The sequence below is a fragment of the Corynebacterium sp. HMSC062A03 genome (assembly GCF_001811145.1).
GTDB lineage: Bacteria > Actinomycetota > Actinomycetes > Mycobacteriales > Mycobacteriaceae > Corynebacterium > Corynebacterium aurimucosum.
Genome location: NZ_KV803707.1, coordinates 146,594 through 165,851 on the forward strand (window position 1 = coordinate 146,594; position 19,258 = coordinate 165,851).

General features: G+C 58.5%; 17 protein-coding genes, 1 tRNA gene and 1 CRISPR repeat array. Of the genes, 14 read left to right on the forward strand and 4 right to left on the reverse strand.

Annotation, left to right across the window (positions count from 1 at the left end):
• Nucleotides 1-5 precede the first annotated feature (5 nt).
• Nucleotides 6-522: a CRISPR direct-repeat array (repeat unit 28 nt; unit sequence GTGCTCCCCGCGTAAGCGGGGATGAGCC).
• 190 nt (nt 523-712) lie between these two features.
• From HMPREF2781_RS11820 to HMPREF2781_RS11840, 4 genes are all read left to right on the forward strand, one after another.
• Nucleotides 713-1,432: a trimeric intracellular cation channel family protein gene (locus tag HMPREF2781_RS11820; protein ID WP_193394643.1), complete on the forward strand. Its 720-nt coding sequence runs from the start codon at nt 713-715 to the stop codon at nt 1,430-1,432.
• A 222-nt stretch (nt 1,433-1,654) separates the two neighbouring features.
• Nucleotides 1,655-2,263 carry a TetR/AcrR family transcriptional regulator gene (locus HMPREF2781_RS11830; protein WP_070646275.1) on the forward strand — a complete coding sequence of 203 codons (609 nt, stop codon included), beginning with the start codon at nt 1,655-1,657 and terminating at the stop codon, nt 2,261-2,263.
• A 12-nt stretch (nt 2,264-2,275) separates the two neighbouring features.
• A complete protein-coding gene (mfd, locus tag HMPREF2781_RS11835) occupies nt 2,276-5,914 on the forward strand; it encodes a transcription-repair coupling factor (RefSeq protein WP_070646278.1) in 3,639 nt (1,212 codons plus the stop codon).
• Nucleotides 5,914-6,396 (forward strand): hypothetical protein, encoded by a 483-nt coding sequence (locus HMPREF2781_RS11840; protein ID WP_070447088.1) that lies wholly within the window; start codon nt 5,914-5,916, stop codon nt 6,394-6,396. Before mfd ends, HMPREF2781_RS11840 begins: the two co-directional genes overlap by 1 nt.
• Here the strand turns inward: HMPREF2781_RS11840 and HMPREF2781_RS11845 are convergent.
• Nucleotides 6,393-7,880: an amino acid permease gene (locus HMPREF2781_RS11845; RefSeq protein ID WP_070646282.1), complete on the reverse strand. Its 1,488-nt coding sequence runs from the start codon at nt 7,878-7,880 to the stop codon at nt 6,393-6,395. The two genes, HMPREF2781_RS11840 and HMPREF2781_RS11845, sit on opposite strands and share 4 nt — an antisense overlap.
• An 81-nt stretch (nt 7,881-7,961) precedes the next feature.
• Here HMPREF2781_RS11845 and HMPREF2781_RS11850 point away from each other — a divergent pair, with 81 nt between their 5' ends.
• Nucleotides 7,962-8,579 carry a MazG nucleotide pyrophosphohydrolase domain-containing protein gene (locus tag HMPREF2781_RS11850; protein WP_070447080.1) on the forward strand — a complete coding sequence of 206 codons (618 nt, stop codon included), beginning with the start codon at nt 7,962-7,964 and terminating at the stop codon, nt 8,577-8,579.
• Here the strand turns inward: HMPREF2781_RS11850 and HMPREF2781_RS11855 are convergent.
• Complete coding sequence (locus HMPREF2781_RS11855; protein WP_070646285.1) at nt 8,576-8,998, reverse strand: hypothetical protein; 423 nt, start codon at nt 8,996-8,998, stop codon at nt 8,576-8,578. The two genes, HMPREF2781_RS11850 and HMPREF2781_RS11855, sit on opposite strands and share 4 nt — an antisense overlap.
• Before the next feature lie 239 nt (nt 8,999-9,237).
• On the opposite strand from HMPREF2781_RS11855, the gene HMPREF2781_RS11860 reads away from it, so the two are divergent.
• The 9 genes from HMPREF2781_RS11860 to HMPREF2781_RS11905 all read left to right on the forward strand — a co-directional run bounded on the left by HMPREF2781_RS11860 (nt 9,238) and on the right by HMPREF2781_RS11905 (nt 18,304).
• Entirely contained in the window at nt 9,238-10,029 is a 792-nt protein-coding gene (locus HMPREF2781_RS11860) for a lysozyme family protein (protein WP_070646288.1), read from the forward strand.
• A gap of 142 nt (nt 10,030-10,171) precedes the next feature.
• A complete protein-coding gene (gene eno / locus HMPREF2781_RS11865) occupies nt 10,172-11,449 on the forward strand; it encodes a phosphopyruvate hydratase (RefSeq protein ID WP_070447074.1) in 1,278 nt (425 codons plus the stop codon).
• A 235-nt stretch (nt 11,450-11,684) separates the two neighbouring features.
• Nucleotides 11,685-12,188: an FtsB family cell division protein gene (locus HMPREF2781_RS11870; RefSeq protein WP_070646291.1), complete on the forward strand. Its 504-nt coding sequence runs from the start codon at nt 11,685-11,687 to the stop codon at nt 12,186-12,188.
• 34 nt (nt 12,189-12,222) lie between these two features.
• The gene (locus HMPREF2781_RS11875; RefSeq protein ID WP_070447070.1) at nt 12,223-12,771 is read left to right on the forward strand and encodes a DUF501 domain-containing protein; all 549 of its coding nucleotides are present in this window, start codon (nt 12,223-12,225) and stop codon (nt 12,769-12,771) included.
• Between the two features lie 16 nt (nt 12,772-12,787).
• The gene (locus tag HMPREF2781_RS11880; RefSeq protein WP_070646294.1) at nt 12,788-13,750 is read left to right on the forward strand and encodes a Ppx/GppA phosphatase family protein; all 963 of its coding nucleotides are present in this window, start codon (nt 12,788-12,790) and stop codon (nt 13,748-13,750) included.
• A 78-nt stretch (nt 13,751-13,828) separates the two neighbouring features.
• A tRNA-Leu gene (locus HMPREF2781_RS11885) sits at nt 13,829-13,905 on the forward strand.
• A gap of 255 nt (nt 13,906-14,160) precedes the next feature.
• The gene (locus HMPREF2781_RS11890; RefSeq protein WP_070646298.1) at nt 14,161-14,961 is read left to right on the forward strand and encodes a Bax inhibitor-1/YccA family protein; all 801 of its coding nucleotides are present in this window, start codon (nt 14,161-14,163) and stop codon (nt 14,959-14,961) included.
• Between the two features lie 839 nt (nt 14,962-15,800).
• Entirely contained in the window at nt 15,801-16,472 is a 672-nt protein-coding gene (locus HMPREF2781_RS12460; protein ID WP_141750592.1) for a hypothetical protein, read from the forward strand.
• A 341-nt stretch (nt 16,473-16,813) separates the two neighbouring features.
• Entirely contained in the window at nt 16,814-18,304 is a 1,491-nt protein-coding gene (locus tag HMPREF2781_RS11905; protein ID WP_070646370.1) for a hypothetical protein, read from the forward strand.
• Between the two features lie 92 nt (nt 18,305-18,396).
• Here HMPREF2781_RS11905 and HMPREF2781_RS11910 read toward each other — a convergent pair whose 3' ends face one another.
• On the reverse strand, nt 18,397-18,654 hold the full coding sequence (locus tag HMPREF2781_RS11910) for a hypothetical protein (protein WP_070447056.1): 258 nt from the start codon (nt 18,652-18,654) through the stop codon (nt 18,397-18,399).
• A gap of 49 nt (nt 18,655-18,703) precedes the next feature.
• Nucleotides 18,704-19,225, reverse strand: a complete 522-nt coding sequence (gene greA, locus HMPREF2781_RS11915) for a transcription elongation factor GreA (protein ID WP_010187368.1) — start codon at nt 19,223-19,225, stop codon at nt 18,704-18,706.
• Nucleotides 19,226-19,258: the final 33 nt, after the last annotated feature.

Consider the following 19,258-nt stretch of genomic DNA (forward strand, 5'->3'; position numbering starts at 1 on the left):
GGGGAGTGCTCCCCGCGTAAGCGGGGATGAGCCCAGATAGGTGTTGTCGGCAACGAAGGTCAGTCTGTGCTCCCCGCGTAAGCGGGGATGAGCCCGGGGACGCGTTACCGACCGAATCACCCCGGCCGTGCTCCCCGCGTAAGCGGGGATGAGCCCCAATCAGCGAAAGCGGATCTACATCGGCTTCTGTGCTCCCCGCGTAAGCGGGGATGAGCCGCCATCGTCCGCTACAGCCTGCCTAATGTGATTGTGCTCCCCGCGTAAGCGGGGATGAGACCTCCACCACTGACTTGCCGTTGGGGGTGAAACGGTGCTCCCCGCGTAAGCGGGGATGAGCCCGCGCAGGCCGCTATGGCCAAGAAGGGAGCCTAGTGCTCCCCGCGTAAGCGGGGATGAGCCGTCTCCCGAACATCTGCGATGAGGTCATCATCCGTGCTCCCCGCGTAAGCGGGGATGAGCCCGGCGCCGTCGTCTACAACTGGAACCTCCGACAGTGCTCCCCGCGTAAGCGGGGACGTGCCCTAATGCGCAGGATTCCTGCATAGATCAATAAGTGCTTTCCGCAGGGTCGAAAATCTGCTACATACGCTCGCGAGCTCCTTTCTTTGGGAGTCGTAGTCGATGAGCGGATGGTGGCGTTTACCGAACCGGAGAAGAACTAGATGGAGCCAGAGATTAAAAGTGAGGTGATCGGCTAAGGTCAGTATCTGTGATTCAGGACGTCGACCCGCTCATCCATTCCCTATACCAAGTCTTTGACCTCATCGGTGTGGTGCTTAACGGCATTATTGGCGGCACGATTGCACGCCGTAGGGAATTCGACATTATTGGTTTCGTCTTTCTGGCGCTCTTTTCGGCGCTGGCGGGCGGCATGATTCGTGACATGCTGATCTCGCACGGTCCGGCGGCTGCTATCTCTGATCCGTGGTATCTCACTCTGGCGTGTGTGGGTGCGCTCATTGCCTTCTTGACGGACCTGAAAGGCAAGGCCTGGGAAATCTTTCTTGAGCATGCGGATGCCGTCATCTTGGGTGTGTGGTGTACGACTGGCTGCGTGAAGGCGCTGGCCTACGGTATGCCGTTTATCGCCTGCGTTTTCTTAGGCGTTCTGACCGCCGTGGGCGGCGGTATGGTGCGCGATGTTGCTTCCGGTCAGATTCCCTCGGTCTTTGGCGGTAGCCCGCTCTATGCCGTGCCGGCTGTGCTCACCGGAATCGTAATGGCGTCCTTCGCCCACTTCGATAAGTTTGCCCTTGGCATGATCATCTCGCCCTTCGTGGGCTTTGGCCTAGCAGTGATGGCGTATTGGCGCGGGTGGGTGCTTCCGCGAGCCGGTATTGCTCCCTTGAACTACACCGCAGCCCAGGTGGCATCGATTGCGCGGAGGGCTGAAACTAGGGGCTTTCGACGGGGGCGCAGAAAACGAAAATAGCTTCCCCACCAGGACTCGAACCTAGAATGACGGTACCAAAAACCGTAGTGTTGCCGATTACACCATGGGGAAACTGCGCACATATTATGAGCGCTGGAGGACATATTACATGACAGGTGTGGGCCAAACCTAAACAGGTGCCCGAGACTTTTGGGCGCGCGGTTAACGGCCGACTTTTAGCTGGTGCGGGCCATGTCCAGTGGGGGAGATACAGTAGAAGGCATGGTTCGACAAAGGATGACCGGGCGTGAGCGCCGTGAGCAGTTGATCTCCATAGGACGTGCGGCCTTCGCAGAACGTGGCTTCGAAGGCGCCAGCGTTGAGGACATTGCAGCACGCGCTGGTGTGTCCAAGCCGGTGGTCTATGAGCACTTTGGAGGCAAGGAAGGCCTCTATGCTGTCGTCATCGACCGCGAGCTTGTCGCGTTAGAGAAGGTTGTGACGGATTCACTGCAGACAGGGTCGTGGCGCGAGCGCATCGAGCAGGGGGTCGTCGCCTTGCTGACCTACGTGGAGGAGGAGACCGATGGTTTCTTGATCCTCGTGCGTGACTCCAAGCCAGGGGAGGAGCGTAGTTTCTCCACGCTGTTGAACACGGCGGTAAATCAGATTGCGCACATCCTCGGTGAGGCCTTCGAACACCGTGGTCTCGACCCCGAGCTGGCAGTGCTCTACGGCCAGGCGCTCGTCGGCATGGTGGCCACCACGGCACAGTGGTGGCTGGACGTGCGCGAGCCTTCGCGGGAGACCGTCGCAGCACACATCGTTAACTTGTGCTGGAATGGTCTTTCCGGCATGGAAGCAGCACCGAAGTTGAAGGGAGCTAAGTAGGTGGCAACGCCGATGCTGGGCGGGCTGCTCAAGGTAGCCGCCTCAGATCCGAAACTTAAAGGCCTCGCCTCCCAAGTGGGGGAAGCCTCATTGCACATTACTGGCATTGACCAGGCGCGCCCGTGGGCGATCGGTACGCTGGCACACCATGCGCCGGTGCTGGTGGTGACTGCCTCCGGGCGTGAGGCGGAGGACCTCACCGCGGAGCTGACGGCCATGCTGGGGGATAAGGTCGCCTACTTCCCAGCCTGGGAGACGCTTCCACATGAGAGGTTGTCGCCGGCCCCGGATATCGTCGGCAAGCGCGCCCGTGTGCTCGACCTAGTGGGGGCGGGCAAAGCCCAGGTGGTGGTGACCTCTGCCCGCGGGTATTGCCAGCCCATCCTGAGCAAGGTGGAGGGGCGTGCACCCATCTTCCTGAAGGAAGAAAATGAGCACGAGCTTTCTCATATCCTGTCGGAGCTGGAGTTTCGCGCCTATAAGCATGTGGATATGGTGGCCAAGCGCGGTGAATACGCCACGCGCGGCGGAATTCTCGATGTTTTCCCCACCACCTCGGATTACCCGGTGCGTGTGGAGTTTTGGGGCGATGAGATTACGGATATCCGCCAGTTCTCCGTGGCGGACCAGCGCGCCATCCCGGAGATTGAGGTCGGCGAGGTTGCCATCTATCCCGCCCGGGAGCTGCCGATCACTAATGAGGTCGCCGCACGTGCCCGCGAGTTGGCGCAGAAGTTCGGCGGCAATGCGGCGCTGGCAGAACTGTTGACCAAAGTAGGGGAGCACATCCCGGCTGAAGGTATGGAAGCTGTGCTGGCGGTGCTTGCCGCCGAGCCCTTCGTCACCCTCCCCGAGCTCCTTGCAGCAGGCACCCATGTGTTGCTCGTGGCACCGGAAAAGATCCGCACCCGCATTGCAGACCTGGAATCCACCGATGCGGAGTTCTTGGCGGCCGGCTGGGAGGCTGCTGCGATGGGCGCAGACGGTCCGCTGGCTGCTGAGGGCTTGGATACCTCGGCGTCGAGTTACCGCTCCTATGAGTCCCTTGAGGCGACGTGCCGGAATATCGAGTCCCCGCTGTGGACTTTTGCCCCGCCGGGGATGTTCGCCGCCGCCGAATCGGAGACCCTGCCGTTGGACTTTGAGCCTGGCCCGACCCCGCGTGGTGATATCCCAGAGATAGATGCCATGATGGCGCAGCTTCTGGCGCACACTACCGCCGGCGGACGTGCCGCCTTCATTGCCCCTGCGCAGGGTGCGATCAAACGCATGGTGGAGCGCTTCGCGGAAAAGGGCATTCCCACCAAGGTGGCCACTCCTGGGTGGGAGCCGAGCCCTGGTGAGGTCACCCTCTACCAGGCCTTGTCCCATGCGGGTCTGGTGTTCCCGAAGGTGCGTAAGCTGAAGGATGCTGAGGCGCTGCCACTGGTCGTCATCACGGAAACCGATCTGACGGGTAACCGTGTGGGCGATATTGCGGGGGCGAAGCGTCGCCCAGCAAAGCGCCGCAACCGCGTGGATCCCCTCGCCTTGAAGCAGGGCGACTACGTGGTGCATGAGACCCATGGAATCGGTAAATTCCTCAAGATGGCCGAGCGCACCGTCCAATCCGGTGATGAGACCTCCCGTCGCGAGTACATCGTGCTGGAGTATGCGGCATCCAAGCGCGGGCAGCCTGCCGACCAGCTGTGGGTACCCATGGATTCGCTGGACCTGCTAAGCAAATACACCGGCGGTGAGGCACCGACGCTGTCCAAGATGGGCGGCTCGGATTGGAAGAACACCAAGAAGAAGGCGCGCGCCGCGGTGCGCGAGATCGCCGGTGAGCTGGTGGAGCTTTATGCCAAGCGCCAGGCAGCACCGGGCCACCAGTTTGGGCCCGATACCCCGTGGCAGGCGGAGATGGAGGATAACTTCCCCTTCATCGAGACGGAAGACCAAATGCTGGCCATCGATGCCGTCAAGGAAGACATGGAATCCACGGTGCCGATGGACCGCGTGGTCGTCGGTGATGTGGGCTATGGCAAGACCGAGGTGGCAGTGCGCGCAGCCTTCAAGGCAGTGCAAGATGGCAAGCAGGTGGCGGTCCTTGTGCCCACGACCCTGCTGGCGCAACAGCACGCCGATACCTTCCGCGAGCGCATGCAGGGCTTCCCAGTGGATATCGAGGTGCTCTCGCGCTTTACTTCGGCCAAGGAGTCCAAGGAGATTCTCGCCGGTTTGGCGGATGGTTCCGTGGATATCGTCATCGGCACACACCGCCTGCTGCAAACAGGCGTGCACTGGAAGAACCTAGGCCTCATTGTGGTGGATGAGGAGCAGCGCTTTGGCGTGGAGCACAAGGAGCACATCAAGGCGCTGAAGGCCAGCGTGGACGTGCTCACCATGTCCGCGACCCCGATTCCGCGCACCTTGGAGATGTCCATGGCGGGCATCCGTGAAATGTCTACGATTTTGACCCCACCGGAGGACCGTCACCCGGTCCTGACCTATGTGGGTGCGTACGAGGATAAGCAGGTGGCCGCGGCTATCCGCCGTGAGCTGCTGCGCGACGGCCAAGTCTTCTTCATCCACAACAAAGTCGCTGACATCGAAAAGAAAGCCCGCGAACTGCGGGACCTAGTGCCGGAGGCGCGCATCGTCGTCGCGCATGGCCAGATGAACGAGGACGTGCTTGAGCGCACCGTCCAAGGTTTCTGGGACCGCGAATTCGACGTCCTGGTGTGTACCACCATCGTGGAAACCGGCCTGGACATCGCTAATGCGAATACCCTCATCGTGGAAAACGCTCACCACATGGGTCTATCCCAGCTGCACCAGTTGCGCGGGCGCGTGGGCCGCTCCCGCGAGCGCGGCTACGCCTACTTCCTCTACCCGAAGGGCGCCACGCTGACGGAGACTTCCTATGACCGTCTGGCCACCATCGCCCAGAACAACGATCTGGGCGCGGGCATGGCCGTGGCTATGAAGGACCTTGAGATGCGCGGTGCCGGCAACGTGCTGGGCGCCGAGCAGTCCGGCCACATCGCCGGCGTGGGCTTCGATCTCTACGTGCGCCTCGTCGGCGAGGCCGTAGAGACCTTCAAAGCGCTTGCCCGCGGTGAGACCCCCGTGGTCACGGACGAAGGGCCAAAGGAAATCCGCATCGACCTGCCGGTGGACGCACATATTCCGGAGTCCTATATCAACTCCGAGCGGCTGCGCCTGGAGGTTTACCGCAAGCTTGCAACGTCCAAGGACAACGCGGACCTGGCACACGTGGTGGAAGAAATGCAGGACCGTTACGGGCCTGTCCCGGAGCCTGTGGAACGCCTTCTCGCGGTAGCGCGCCTGCGCCACCAGGCCCGCCGGGCCGGGGTCAGCGATATTACCGTGCAGGGCACCCGCATCAAGGTTCACCCGGTGGAGCTGGCGGATTCCAAACAGGTACGCCTCAAACGCCTCTTCCCGGGCTCCAATTACCGCGCGGCGGCCAAGGCCATCCAGCTCAACTTCCCCAAGGCCGGCCGCAATGTCACTGACCCCAAGCTGCGAGACATTGAACTCCTGCAGTGGATGGCGGATTTCTTGGCATCGATGTTCGAACTCGAGCGCGTTGACGTCAGCGGTGCTAAGACTAAAAAGAACGTCATTAGCGTAGGAGAAAAATAATGAACGCCGCGAACAACCACAGTGGGCCGAGTAGAGCTAATCCCCGAATCATCATGATGGTGGTGTGGATGTTCGCGGCGTTGTTCAGTATCCCCGTCTCCCTGGTTATCAAGTTCAGCGGTGAGAATGGCGGCTGGCTCACCTTCATGTTGGTGATGTTTGGGATCTTCCTAGTTGGCATTTGGGTGTTGCTCGGGTTACTCCCGCTATTTATCCGCGCTGATTACCCAAGCCGGTTGGAGTGGGCGTGGGTGTCAATGGCATTGCTGTTTATCGGCTTCATTGTGGGCAATGCCAACCTGCCCGATTTCGGGGACATTGGGCCAGCCACCGTGCCGACGTGGTGGTCCGGCAACGAGGAAGCGGCCGAAATTACCGGCGGCATTTTCCTCGTTATCAGCGCCATCGGCCACGTGCTCTGGCTGACCAGCTGCATCGCGTATGCAGTACTGTCACATCGCTCGGAACCCGAGGCCTTCTAAAGCACCAAACGGCCGGTGCCCAAGCCCCACACCGCGGCCACCGCGCCGATAATCACCAGTGCCACCACGAACCACTCAAAAGTGTTGAATACGCGTTCCTTCTTGTACAGGCGGGTAGCCACGTAAGGAATCATGCTGGGGACCACGGCCAGTGCACCAAGCAGCACGTAGACCGGGTCAGCAGCGTAGATGAGCCACAGTGAGTAGATGAAGGCGACCAAGCCGATGAAAAAGTGTCGGCGATTTTCGCGGCGGCTCACCTCCGGGCCCGAGATGTCGAAACGCACCCCGGCATGTGGGTGCGTTAGGCCCTTGCCGCGCACGGCCAAGAGAACTAGGTACAGCGAGGAGAAGATGTAGGGCAGCAGGTACATGATTGTAGCTAGCTGCACCATGGCGTTATAAGAGGTCTCGTTGAGGAAAAAGATAATGACGAAGAGCTGAATCGTCAGCGTTGAAATCAGCTGCGCTACCCATGGCGCGCCGGCAATGTTCACGGTTCCGATCTTGCGGGGGAGAAGGCCATCGACAGCCATCATGACGATTGGCTCTGCGCACAGCATCTGCCAGGACACGTAGGCACCAAGCACAGAAAGGCACAGACCAAGCGAGATGAGCGCACCACCCCATTCACCCACGGCGGCGGTGAGCACGGAGGCCATCGAGTTATCCGGCAGCGCGGCGAGCTCCTCCTGGGTGAGTACACCGAAGCTCAGCGTGGACACGGAGACCAGCAGCGCCAAGACGCTGATGAAGCCGATGACGGTGGCACGGCCGACGTCGGAACGGGTGCGGGCCTGCTTCGAGTACACGGATGCACCCTCTACGCCGATGAAGACCCACACGGTAAAAAGCATGATGCCCTGTACCTGCTCGAAGAGGGACTTATCGGAAGTCTTGCCCCAGATATCCAAGGTGAACTTGTCCCAGCTAAAACCCACGAAAGCGAGGATGATGATGAAGGCCAGGATGGGCACAATCTTGGCTACGGACGTCACCATGTTCATGATGGCCGCCTGCTTAATCCCGCGTGCGAGAACAGCAAAGATACCCCAGGACAACAAAGACACTGCGATGGCAGAAACCCAGCGGTGGTCGGCGTCAAAGAAAGGGACGTAGTGGCCGATAGTGTTGAAAAATAGGGTGGCGTAGCCCACCTGCGCCATCACGGAGCCGAGCCAGTAGCCCCAACCAGAGGTAAAGCCGATGAAATCACCCAAGCCGGCACGGACATAGGAGTACACGCCGGAGTCGAGATGTGGCTTGCGGTGAGCCAGGATCTGAAAAACGAAGGCAACAGAGAGCATGCCCACGCCAGCAATGAGCCAGCCGATGAGCATGGCACCAGGGCCGGCCACGGAGGCGATGTTTTGCGGAAGAGAGAAGATTCCGGCGCCCACCGTGGAACCGATGATGAGCGCGACGAGCGTCCACAGCGTCACGGAGTGCGTGCGCGGCGATTCGGTGAGATTGGAAGTGGTCATTGGTTAAAAGTACCCCTTTAGGCGGGCTTTTGTGCAACTGCAGCGAATGTTCATCGGGCCCGGGACCTATACTCGTTGCTTATGACTGTCCTGTTGTTAGATCCGCGCTGGCCCACCCTAATACCCATGGAGGCCGTTGGAAAACTGCAGGGACCTGTTGTTTTTACCGATGAAGTTCCTGTGAAAGTTCGCTGGGACTTCGACCAGTTACTGAGCGGTGAGGATCCTGCAGGCCACGGTGTTGTGGTGAGCACGGACCCCTCCCATCCGCAGGTGCGCGCGCTTATCGACGCCCACGCGGAGCTCATCCTCGCTCCTTCCTTGGAGGATCCGATGTGGCAGGCGCGCGAGGTGATGATGCGCGCGCGGCGCATAGGGGAGTGGGAGCGCGATCAAACCCACGAGACCCTGCTGCCATATATGGAGGAAGAGTCCGCTGAGTTTGCCGAGGCAGTGCGGGAACATGCTTCGGATGCTGAGCTGCTGAAGGAATTGGGCGATGTCTTCCTGCAGATCCTCTTCCACGCCGAAATCGCGGCACGCCGTGGGGCCTTCAACCTTGATGATGTTGCGATGTCTTTCGTCAACAAAATGCGCTCCCGCGCGCCCTACCTTTTTGATGGCTCAGAGGACATCGTGGGGGTAGAGGAACAGGAGCGCTTGTGGGCCGAAGGTAAGGCCCGAGAAAAGAAGGACTAGCCCTTCTGGATCATGGAGGACAGTAGGGGAGCGTAGTCCGCAATCTTGGAGGACAGGCCCGTGCCGCCGGTGGCGATGGTGTCTTCCTTGACAATCTTGCACTCGAGAGCGCGGTCAGCGGTCTGACCGGCGTACTTCACCGCGGCAAAGGCCAGCGGGCCGAGTTCCTCGGTGGTGCCCAGTGCAGTGAGGTTCTTCGAAAGCTGGTTGCGGGTGGTATCCGGAGTCAGAAGCTCGACTTCAGTGCTTCGATCGATGAGTGTGAGGGTGCTGCGCAGGGCGTTGCAGTCAGCGGACTGGATGCCCTGGGAAAGGAAGCCGCCCAGCTCAGTGAGGGAAGCGGCGGAGGCGGTAGCGGGTGCGATGGCACCCAGAGTAACAATGGCGGAAGCAGTAGCGAGGATACGACGGATGGACATGGAACTCCTTGACTAAGAGAAAAGCACGTTTCTAGAACGGACAGTGATAGAACGTGGAGCACCAGCGGGGCCTCGGCTCTCTGTTCAACGCTGCAGTGTAGCGCAGAATGTTACGCATGGGAACATTTTGACATAACTTTTGTTTCGCAAATTTCGTAGGGCGTGCCTATATAGTCGCCTCGTGGTGCCCTCTGTGTCGCTAGACCCCCTTCGCGCAACGGGCTGTAGTATTCACCTTTATGACGCAGGGGCTTAGGAGGATCGGGGGCTGTGGCCTTGGAATTGTCTTAGCCATCATTCTGATCATTTCCCTGGTGGCCTGGAGTCTTTCCTTCTTGGATAAGCCATCCCCGTTCCGGCAGCTTTCCTCTGTCCCAGAGGATCTTCCACCGGTCGGCGGGGCAGAAGTGCCCAATATTGATGTCGACGCTCCGGGGCGCACGGCGGATAAATTGACGTGGTGGTCCGACCAGCTTGCTGATGTCACCAGCATCCCCGATCAAGCCTTGCGGGCCTATGGCAATGCGGAGTTGATTGCGCGGGAGTCCTGGCCGAACTGTAATCTGCGCTGGAATACCCTTGCGGGGATCGGTTGGGTTGAAAGCCGTCACGGGACCTATAACGGCAATCTCTTTCACCGTTCTACACTCGATGAGAACGGCTACCCCGACCCACCCATCGTGGGTATACCTCTCGATGGTACGAACAACACCACCATGGTTCCGGATAGTGATGGCGGCGTGATTGACGGCGATACCGACTTTGATCGCGCCGTCGGACCGATGCAATTTATCGCTTCTTCGTGGGAGCATTTAGGTCGTGATGCCAATGGCGATGGGGTGGCTGATCCCAACCAGATTGATGATGCTGCGCTGGGTGCCGCCGCATTGTTGTGTTTTGGGGATAGGGACCTTTCCACGCCGGAAGGCTGGCGCTCAGCCGTCCTCAACTACAACCAATCGGAGGACTACCTGCGTAAAGTGGCGGCAGCGGCAAATTCCTACGCCATTGAACAGCCTGCGACGTCCTAGTCTCTTCCTAGATCTTTGTCACGTTGTCCGTTTAAGCCCGACACGTTCCGAAGTTTTCTGGAACAATTGGCTGCAGGTGGTTTGGGAGCACCTCCCAGAACACAAACCAAGATCAATTTGGCTCTATAGGAGTGAAAGCAGCATGGCTGACATCATCCACGTAATGGCACGCGAAATTCTTGATTCCCGCGGCAACCCCACCGTTGAGGCCGAAGTCTTCCTCGACGATGGCGCACGCGGTGTCGCCGGCGTTCCGTCTGGCGCTTCCACCGGTGTTCACGAGGCTCACGAGTTGCGCGACGGTGGTGACCGCTACTTGGGCAAGGGCGTTCTTAAGGCCGTTGAGAACGTCAACGAAGAGATCGCTGATGAACTTGCCGGCTTCGAGGCCGATGACCAGCGTCTCATTGACCAGGCCCTGATCAAGCTGGACGGCACTGAGAACAAGTCTCGCCTCGGCGCCAACGCCATCCTGGGCGTTTCCATCGCAGCAGCTAAGGCCGCTGCCGAGTCCGCTGGCCTGCCGCTCTACCGTTACGTCGGTGGCCCGAACGCCCACGTCCTGCCCGTTCCTATGATGAACATTCTCAACGGTGGCTCCCACGCTGACTCCGGCGTGGACGTCCAGGAGTTTATGATCGCTCCGATTGGCGCGGAGTCCTTCTCCGAGGCGCTGCGTCAGGGCACTGAGGTTTACCACGCACTCAAGAACGTCATCAAGGACAAGGGCCTGTCCACCGGTCTGGGTGACGAGGGCGGCTTCGCTCCGTCTGTCGAGTCCACCAAGGCAGCGCTCGACCTCATCGTTGACGCAATCAAGAAGGCTGGCTTCGAGCCGGGCAAGGACGTTGCTCTGGCACTAGACGTTGCTTCCTCCGAGTTCTTCAAGGACGGTAAGTACCACTTCGAGGGCGGCGAGCACACTGCTGAGGAGATGGCCAAGGTTTACGAGGAGCTCGTTGCTAAGTACCCGATCGTGTCCATTGAGGACCCGCTGCAGGAAGATGACTGGGAGGGCTACACCAAGCTCACCGAGACTATCGGTGACAAGGTTCAGATCGTCGGCGATGATTTCTTCGTCACCAACCCGGCACGCCTCCAGGAGGGTATCGACAAGAAGGCTGCTAACGCTCTGCTGGTCAAGGTCAACCAGATTGGTACCCTGACCGAGACCTTTGATGCCGTCGAGTTGGCTCACCGCAACGGCTACCGCACCATGATGTCCCACCGCTCCGGTGAGACCGAGGACACCACCATTGCTGACCTCGCAGTCGCCCTGAACTGTGGCCAGATCAAGACGGGTGCTCCGGCCCGCTCTGAGCGCGTAGCCAAGTACAACCAGCTGCTGCGTATTGAGCAGGAGCTGGGCGATGCCGCTGTTTACGCCGGCCGCTCCGCATTTCCGCGCTTTCAGGGCTAAGTTTGCCACTAGCCTCTAGTGGCAGTCTTCTCGGACTGTCCGCTGAGCTAGCGCTAGTTCAGAAGGTGTCACAGGAAACTGTGGCACCTTTTGCGTTGGGAGGGTAGCTGCAGAGCCCAAGTTGACGCGGAGCACGTACCGGAACGGAATTTGAACTTCTGTGACACGTGTTATTTCTGAGACACGACGCGCGCCGCACAGCACTGGGGCCGGTCCGGGATACAATGGCTTCCCGATGGCACGCACTATTTCTCCTCGTACGAAGCGCCGGAACACCGTTCCGGTACACACGCGTGCCCGCGATGCGCAGCGCACCAAGCGGAAGAAGACCCCGGTCCAGCCTAAAGGCCTGGACATTCTGGGCGTCGGTGTGATCATTGCCGTTATTCTCGTAGTCTTGTTATCCATTGCTGTCCCGCTGCGCAATTACTACCACGGCCAGTCAGAAATTGCCCGCCTAGAAAGCTCTATTGCCGCCAAGCAGGCCCATAAGGATGAGCTCCTCACCGAGATTGATAAGTACAACTCGGAGGAGTACGTCAAGCAGGAGGCGCGTCGCCGGTTCGGTGTGATGGATGAGGGTGAAACGGCCTTCCGCATTATGGATCCGCGCATGGACTCGGGTGACACGGTAACCTCGGAGCGTCGCGAGGATACCGATGACCGCGAGTGGTACGCGGTGTTGTGGGATTCTGTAGCGGAAGAAGCAGAGAATCAACCGCAAGCCCCTGCTGAATAGGACTCAACCATTCCTCCGTGTCACAATGGTTCCTATGACCGTGACCGATGCTGATCTTGAAGTCGTCCGCGAACAACTGGGCCGCACCCCACGCGGCGTCGTGGACATTGCATACCGCACTCCGGACGGAGCCCCGGCGGTTATTAAGACCGCGCCTAAGCTTCCCGACGGCACCCCGTTTCCCACCCTTTATTACCTCACCGATCCGCGCTTGACTGCTGAGGCATCGCGCCTTGAGGTTGCCCATGTCATGAAATGGATGGAGCAGCGCCTTGCAGAGGACGAGGACTTGCAGAAGGATTATCAAGCCGCGCATGAACACTACCTGGCAACCCGCAACGCCATGGAAGACCTAGGTACTGACTTTTCCGGTGGTGGCATGCCTGAGCGCGTGAAGTGCCTTCACGTCCTCATTGCGTACGCCCTGGCGGAGGGGCCAGGCCGCGTACGTTTCGGCACCGAAGCCGTAGCGATGGCCGCAGAACACGGTAAACTTCGAGGAAGTGCCATCCCAGAGGATTGGCCCACCGTGGGGGACCTGGGCATTGATATGGCCCAGTTCGATTTTTCTAACGCCGGTTAAGAGAAAGGCTAGCCTTATGACACGCGTCGCTGCTGTCGACTGCGGAACCAACTCCATCCGCCTGCTTATCAGTGAGATTCAGGAAGATGGAAAGATCCGCGATATCTCCCGCACGATGGAGATCGTTCGTCTCGGACAGGGCGTCGACGCCACCGGCGAGTTTGAACCAGAGGCCCTTGCGCGGACCCGCGCAGCGCTCGAGGGCTACGTCAAACAGATGAAGTTTGAGAAGGTTGAGCGCGTGCGGATGGTGGCCACCTCAGCCACCCGCGATGCCAAAAATCACCGCGAATTCTTTGACATGACTGAAGAACTGCTCGGTCAAGTCCAGCCTGGTGCTCGTGCGGAGGTTATCTCCGGCGAGGAGGAAGCACTGCTGTCCTTTACCGGCGCGGTGGGGGACCTGCATTCTGAAGAGGGCCCATATTGCGTTATCGATTTGGGTGGTGGTTCGACGGAGTTCGTCGTTGGCACCATCGACGGTGAGATTCTCGGCTCCCACTCGGCACAAATGGGATGTGTGCGTCTTACCGAGCGCATCATGCGCAATGATCCGCCCACCGAAGCGGAAATTGAGATCGCTACGGATTATGTGGCTGAGCGCATGGCCGAAGTCGAGAAGATCGTTCCTATCGATAAAGCCCTGACCTTCGTTGGCTGCGCCGGTACGTTTACGACTCTTTCCGCGCTGGCCCAGGGAATGGAGCGCTACGATGCCGATTCCATTCATGGCTCCGAGCTGCGTTTCGACGCCCTGCGGGTGCTCACCCGACAGATGATTGGTCTGCCTTCGGATGTTCGCGCTCTCAACCCCGTCATCCACCCTGGACGCGCGGATGTCATTGGCGGTGGATGCGTGGCAGTCGAGGGCATCATGACGATGATTGAACGCAATAGCGAGGCACGTTCTTTCTTCATCAGTGAGAAAGACATCCTCGATGGCATCATTACCGGCCTTGCAGCAAAACTAGCGGGCTAAGGCCGGAAGGCTACGCAGAAGCCGACCCTGTTTTCAGTTCATGACTATCCGTGCCCTAAGATAAGTGGGCACGGTTTGGCCCCCATAGCCCAATCGGCAGAGGCAGTCGACTTAAAATCGATTCAGTCTGGGTTCGAGTCCCAGTGGGGGCACCATGACCAGCGGAAACGATGGTCCAATCAAGGGGTGGAGATTGAAAACCCAAAAAACTCTCTATCTAATCAGAACAGTTGTTGCGGGGAAGAGCAGTGCTTGTCGACGATTCCCTGTTAAGCATGGATAATTTTGCGAATTTTGGGATTTTGGGAACTTCCTAGCAATGGGGAGCGTTGATCCTAGTGAAGTGAAAGACAAGGCGGCCCCGAGTGGCCGCTTTTTAGAGAACGACTGTGAAAGGAATCGGGATTCGCGTGCGTTCTAGCAACCCCGTCATGAGTTCCCTCTCGTCCAGCCAAAGCCAGACCCAGGTTAACCCCTACGGTCAGAGCGACAATCCGTTTAACCAAGGAAACCGTAGCGCTGATCGTCCGCTGACGGTTGATGATGTCGTGACCAAGACTGGTATTACTCTTGGCGTCATCATCGTAATGGCCGTACTTAACTTCGCCATTGGTGAGTTGATTAACCCGGGCATTGCGATGATTCTTACCTTGGTTGGTGCGCTGGGCGGTTTCATTACTGTTCTCGTCTCAACGTTTGGCAAGAAGTTTGGTTCCGCTGCGGCGACGTTGATTTACGCCGTATTTGAGGGCCTTTTCGTGGGCGGCTTCTCGCTCATGTTCGCTGGCGTATCCTTCGGTAACTCCGATGGTATGGCGCTTATCGGTCAGGCCATCATGGGCACTGTAGGTGTATTCATCGGCATGCTGATGGTCTACAAGACCGGTGCGGTCAAGGTCACCCCGAAGTTCAACAAGATCATGTTCGGCCTTATTGCCGGTGTGGCAGTGTTGGCGCTGGGTAACATGCTGGGTGCTATTTTCTTCGGCTTCAACCCGCTGCGTGATGGCGGCATGCTCGCCATCATCTTCTCCCTTGTCTGCATCGTCTTGGCTTCGCTGTCCTTCATGACGGACTTTGACCAAGCTGATCGCCTTATCCGTCAGGGCGCTCCGGCTCAGTACGCCTGGGGTATCGCTCTTGGTCTGGCTGTGACCTTGGTCTGGCTCTACACCGAGATTCTCCGTCTGCTGAGCTACTTTAGGGACTAATCAGTCTCATAACGCTATTGCGAACCGGTGGCCGGCACCACAATCTTTGTGGTTCCGGCCACCGGTTTCTTTTCTGAGCCGCGAACCTTCTATTGGGCACAGCGCCGGCTATAGGCGGAGCGTTCTTTCTTTCGCCTCAGTGCTAAAACCGTCGAAGCTGGCCAGCTGTTAGCACGAATGTTCCTAAAGTCCCGTGTGTGATTGTGTATTGATTCCGCTCGGTGCGTTAGTCATTTTCCCCGCGCTACGTGGATGACCATCCACGTAGTTATGCTTGTGAAGTCAAAGGTTCTCTTGGTGGCTATGGGCGAAATGTTCGATTTATCGAAGCTTGAGAGAAGTCAATCAGGGGTTATGTGGGTTGCCGCTCGTCTGCTGGCAATGGTGTGACTGTTACTAACCGCAGTGTCGCGTTGTTGTGCCATTGCCATTTCCTTGCGTGTTGATGGAGCTAGCTGGGCTTTTAAGCGGAGCTTGAGATGTTGTCTAGTGGGATCATATGAGGTGGTTGGCTTCCTGCTTTCCTATTGGAAAAACGACACCCGAAAGTTAACAGTGTTGTAATTAGGGGACCCCCACTTGGTTATAATCGGCAGCTCGGTCACATGTAGATCACTGCTGGCGTCCAAATTTCTTACAGGCTACGACCAGCGATTATTTATAAAAGTTCTATTAATGTCGTCGAATAGGTGTTCTGTCGGGAAATATTACATGAATCTTATTTGGCTCTGGCGCGACATCTTGATAGTTCTCATGCATTCTGGTCGCAGAAGCCGCTCGAAGCTTTCAGCTTCAGCGAGGGGCTTCTGATGGTCAGGAAAATTGGTTGAAAGGAAACCATGAAGCGAATCGGGGGCCTAGTGCTGGTGGCAGTTTGTATCGGGGTGCTGTCAAACTGTGCATCTCCGCTAGGTCTAGGTGCTCGCGACCATGGTGATAATCCGGGGGACTTTCACAATGTTCCTGGCGATAACACCGGCGGTGGCTCAGGGGACTCGGGGGCCGCTGATGCCACCGCCACGAGGTCGCGAGAGGATCAGGCTTCACGCGACGAGCCTCGTGCGGGAGATGGGGTGCTGCCGCCACTTGGTGATTTTGATCGACATGCTGAAGGCTTCCACTTGTTTGATCCTTGTGTGGAGATTCCAAGGAATCGTCTAGAAGAAGCGGGACTCTCTATGCGCTTGGAGTCGAGTATCCGCGAATCTGGCTATTCTCACTGTGGCTTTCAGATTGAAAATTCAGAGGGAGAAACTGGTTTCGTTGGGCTCGGTGTAACCGATGTCGGCATTCAGGAGTTGGAAAAACAATATGGGGGACAACGGGTCTATCAAGGTGAGAAGCTTCCGGTTATTGCCCTGAATGATCCTGATTTTGGTCGTCTATTTTGCACAGTGTATCTAGAGACCATCGGGGGAACTTTGATGATTGAATCTACTGGCTTTAGTACCACTCAAGATCACGATCGATGCGTGATCGGGGAAGAAATTCTTTATACGCTTACAACCTAACGGGGGCGAACATGCAAATAAACTTTTTAAACCTTTTCAATCAAATATCCGAGATTAAGGGGTTGTCTGAGCAGCTCAAAGGTGTTGCGGATGGGGTGCGTTCTCCGCTAAATAGTGGATTTTCCCCGGTGATGGGAATAAAGGATGTTGGGGGTATCCACGAGCGCGTGCTGACAAATGACCCCGGATCTGCCCAGCATTCTCTCAAAGGATTTAACACGCAACTAGCCTGGTTAGCGGAGACACTTCAAACTGAATTAGCAAGCTTCGAATCACAAGACGAACTCACCAGCCGGGGGCTGGATGTCGCTGATGCTGGCGGGGGAGGCGGGGCAGCGTCGATGCCGATAGTCTCGCAACCGGATCCGGGCTATAGTCCGTTTGGGTTTACTGTTCCGATCGTGGACCCGGGAACGTCCATCATGGGCCTGGCATCGAATCTGTTCAGCACTCGCTTCTGGGATGTGTCCGAAGCGAATGCGCGGTGGGGAGCGCTGAGTGGGGAAGTCGCTGATATCGTCGCTGGACTTGAGCGCTCAGCCGCGTCCTTAGAATCGGAGAATGACAGCGAAGCTACTACACGAGCGGCACAAAAAATTCGTGAGGTCGCACAGGCAGGAACGCACTTCATCGCCAACGCAAATGTCATGCAGCAGAAGCTATTTGGCTTCCAAGCGCAGCTAGTGAACGTTCAACCCGAAGCCGTTGCCCTGGCATTCGAGGTGGCCGCAATTCCAGATCCTGTTGCACGCGCTGCTGCTGAAAAAGCAGCATTGACCTATATGCAGGGTGTTCTGCAGCAGCAAGTGATTTCGGCTATGCCGTATCAGCATGCACTCATGGATGCGGCACCACCCAGCGGCGGTGGGGACACCAGCACTCATTTTGGAGCCGTCGCGGGCGACGGAAACCGGTACAACACAGATGGGGTTGCCTGGCCCCAAAAGATTGCTGAAGCAATCGAGAGTGGTGCTGTGGGGCCTGGGTCTTTCAATGTCGCCAATGGTCAGATCCAAGGGCTTGAAAGCGTCGGGATGGGCGCTGAGGATATCGCGAAGCTTCATGGTGATTTACATAATCGTGGGCGCAGTATCCTCAACGACCTAGGCTTTGGTGAGGCGCTGGCACCCATCAATGCAGCCGAGGTAAACACGTCGGCCGCTAGTGCGGGAATCGGGTCTCTTAACCCAGTTCACGGCACGATGACAGGAGCCACGACTGCTCCGGGTGGTGCGCCTTATGCGGCGAGTGGTCTCAATGGGTTGGGATCGGTCGGTCTCGCTGATGGACGTGGCAACCAGCTTCCCGGAGGAATTGCGGGACTCAATGGTCGTTTGCCGGAGGCATCAGCGAATCCAACCACTTCCGCGGCGGGCGTGGGCGGCTTGAATTCCTCCTTTGGCGGGCCGCAGACTGGAACGCATCCGGTACTTGGTGGACTTCCCGGGGCCGTAACAGGGGCTGGTCAGCAGCGGGAGGGGCGGGCGTCGCTAAGCGGCAGTGGCCTCCTGGGCGGTAATGCAGGCAGTGGTGCCGTTGGTGTGGGTGGCATGGGCGGCGTGGCCGGTCCTGGTGCCGTCGGCAACGCCGGTGGTGTCGTGGGTGCTGCCGGCGGAGCGCACGGTGCGAAGCCGGGTGTTGGCAATGCCCGTGGTGCGGGGATGCGCATGATGCCGTTGATGGGTGGGATGGCACGTGGCGGCGATGGTGAACGGCGAATCAAATCCGTTACCACGCAGGTAGAGCGCGATCCCAACCGCCGCGACCTATTAGGCGAAGCCCCTGCGGTGCTGCCAGGGGTTATTGGGGATTGGGCCCGCGAAGAAAACTAGGTGCAAGGCGGTGGAGGGGAAGTGCCCTCAAAATGCTAAAAGCGGCGCCGGATTATTCGGGGCGCCGCTCTCGCTTTAAGATGCCGTTGAGCTTACTGCTGAACCGGGGCAGTGGTGTATTCAGCCGGAGCTACCGCGGTCTCGGTGGCAGCTTCGGTGCCAACGACGTCGGTGGCATCTGCAGACTCGGAGGATTCGGCTGCGCCGGCTCCCGGGGCCTCACCGGTGAAGGTAGCACCGGTGTCGACCTTTTCAGTGGAATCCTGCTCGCTCGGCGGGTGGCAAGCAGCAAGGGTAAGACCAGCAGAGACAACCAGACCGGCAGCAGCGAAACGAGTGAACTTCTTCATGGGGATAAAACTCTTTCTCAGAAAAACGGTGACCTAAGAGCAGTATAAATTAGGACTTGCGCGGAGTTGCGGCCTTTGCGGAATCATAAGGTGCAGCGGAGACCACGGTCACCGACAAGGTCTTGCCATTCGGCGCGGTGTACTCGCGGGTCTCGCCCTCGGCAGCACCCAGAAGGGCAGCGCCCAGCGGGGACTGCTCAGAGTAGGTCTCCAAGTCCTTGTTGTCGGAAGCAGCAGCGCGGGTACCAATGAGGAAGGTCTCGCGGTCCTCTTCGTCACCGTTGTAGTAAACGTGGACCACCGAACCGATGTGGGCAACGCCCTCCTGGACGGCGGTGCGCTCGGTGGTGGAGTTAGCCAGAACCTCGGAGATCTGCTTGATGCGGGCCTCTTCCTGGTCCTGCATCTCGCGTGCGGCGTCGTAACCCGCGTTCTCCTTAAGGTCACCCTCCTCGCGGCGCTCATTAATTTCCGCGGCGACGACCGGGCGGTGGTCAATCAGGGCCTGCAGCTCGGCCTCGAGCTTGGCCTTGGTTTCCGGGGTGATGTATTGCTTCTGCTGCTCAGCCATAGTGCAACCTTCCGTATACGGTTTCTAATGAAC

Coding starts and splice junctions, on each gene's coding strand:
- HMPREF2781_RS11830 (WP_070646275.1), top strand. CDS start 1,655: ATGGTTCGACAAAGGATGACCGGGCGTGAGCGCCGTGAGCAGTTGATC.
- mfd (WP_070646278.1), top strand. CDS start 2,276: ATGCTGGGCGGGCTGCTCAAGGTAGCCGCCTCAGATCCGAAACTTAAA.
- HMPREF2781_RS11840 (WP_070447088.1), top strand. CDS start 5,914: ATGAACGCCGCGAACAACCACAGTGGGCCGAGTAGAGCTAATCCCCGA.
- HMPREF2781_RS11845 (WP_070646282.1), bottom strand. CDS start 7,880: ATGACCACTTCCAATCTCACCGAATCGCCGCGCACGCACTCCGTGACG.
- HMPREF2781_RS11850 (WP_070447080.1), top strand. CDS start 7,962: ATGACTGTCCTGTTGTTAGATCCGCGCTGGCCCACCCTAATACCCATG.
- HMPREF2781_RS11855 (WP_070646285.1), bottom strand. CDS start 8,998: ATGTCCATCCGTCGTATCCTCGCTACTGCTTCCGCCATTGTTACTCTG.
- HMPREF2781_RS11860 (WP_070646288.1), top strand. CDS start 9,238: ATGACGCAGGGGCTTAGGAGGATCGGGGGCTGTGGCCTTGGAATTGTC.
- eno (WP_070447074.1), top strand. CDS start 10,172: ATGGCTGACATCATCCACGTAATGGCACGCGAAATTCTTGATTCCCGC.
- HMPREF2781_RS11870 (WP_070646291.1), top strand. CDS start 11,685: ATGGCACGCACTATTTCTCCTCGTACGAAGCGCCGGAACACCGTTCCG.
- HMPREF2781_RS11875 (WP_070447070.1), top strand. CDS start 12,223: ATGACCGTGACCGATGCTGATCTTGAAGTCGTCCGCGAACAACTGGGC.
- HMPREF2781_RS11880 (WP_070646294.1), top strand. CDS start 12,788: ATGACACGCGTCGCTGCTGTCGACTGCGGAACCAACTCCATCCGCCTG.
- HMPREF2781_RS12460 (WP_141750592.1), top strand. CDS start 15,801: ATGAAGCGAATCGGGGGCCTAGTGCTGGTGGCAGTTTGTATCGGGGTG.
- HMPREF2781_RS11905 (WP_070646370.1), top strand. CDS start 16,814: ATGCCGATAGTCTCGCAACCGGATCCGGGCTATAGTCCGTTTGGGTTT.
- HMPREF2781_RS11910 (WP_070447056.1), bottom strand. CDS start 18,654: ATGAAGAAGTTCACTCGTTTCGCTGCTGCCGGTCTGGTTGTCTCTGCT.
- greA (WP_010187368.1), bottom strand. CDS start 19,225: ATGGCTGAGCAGCAGAAGCAATACATCACCCCGGAAACCAAGGCCAAG.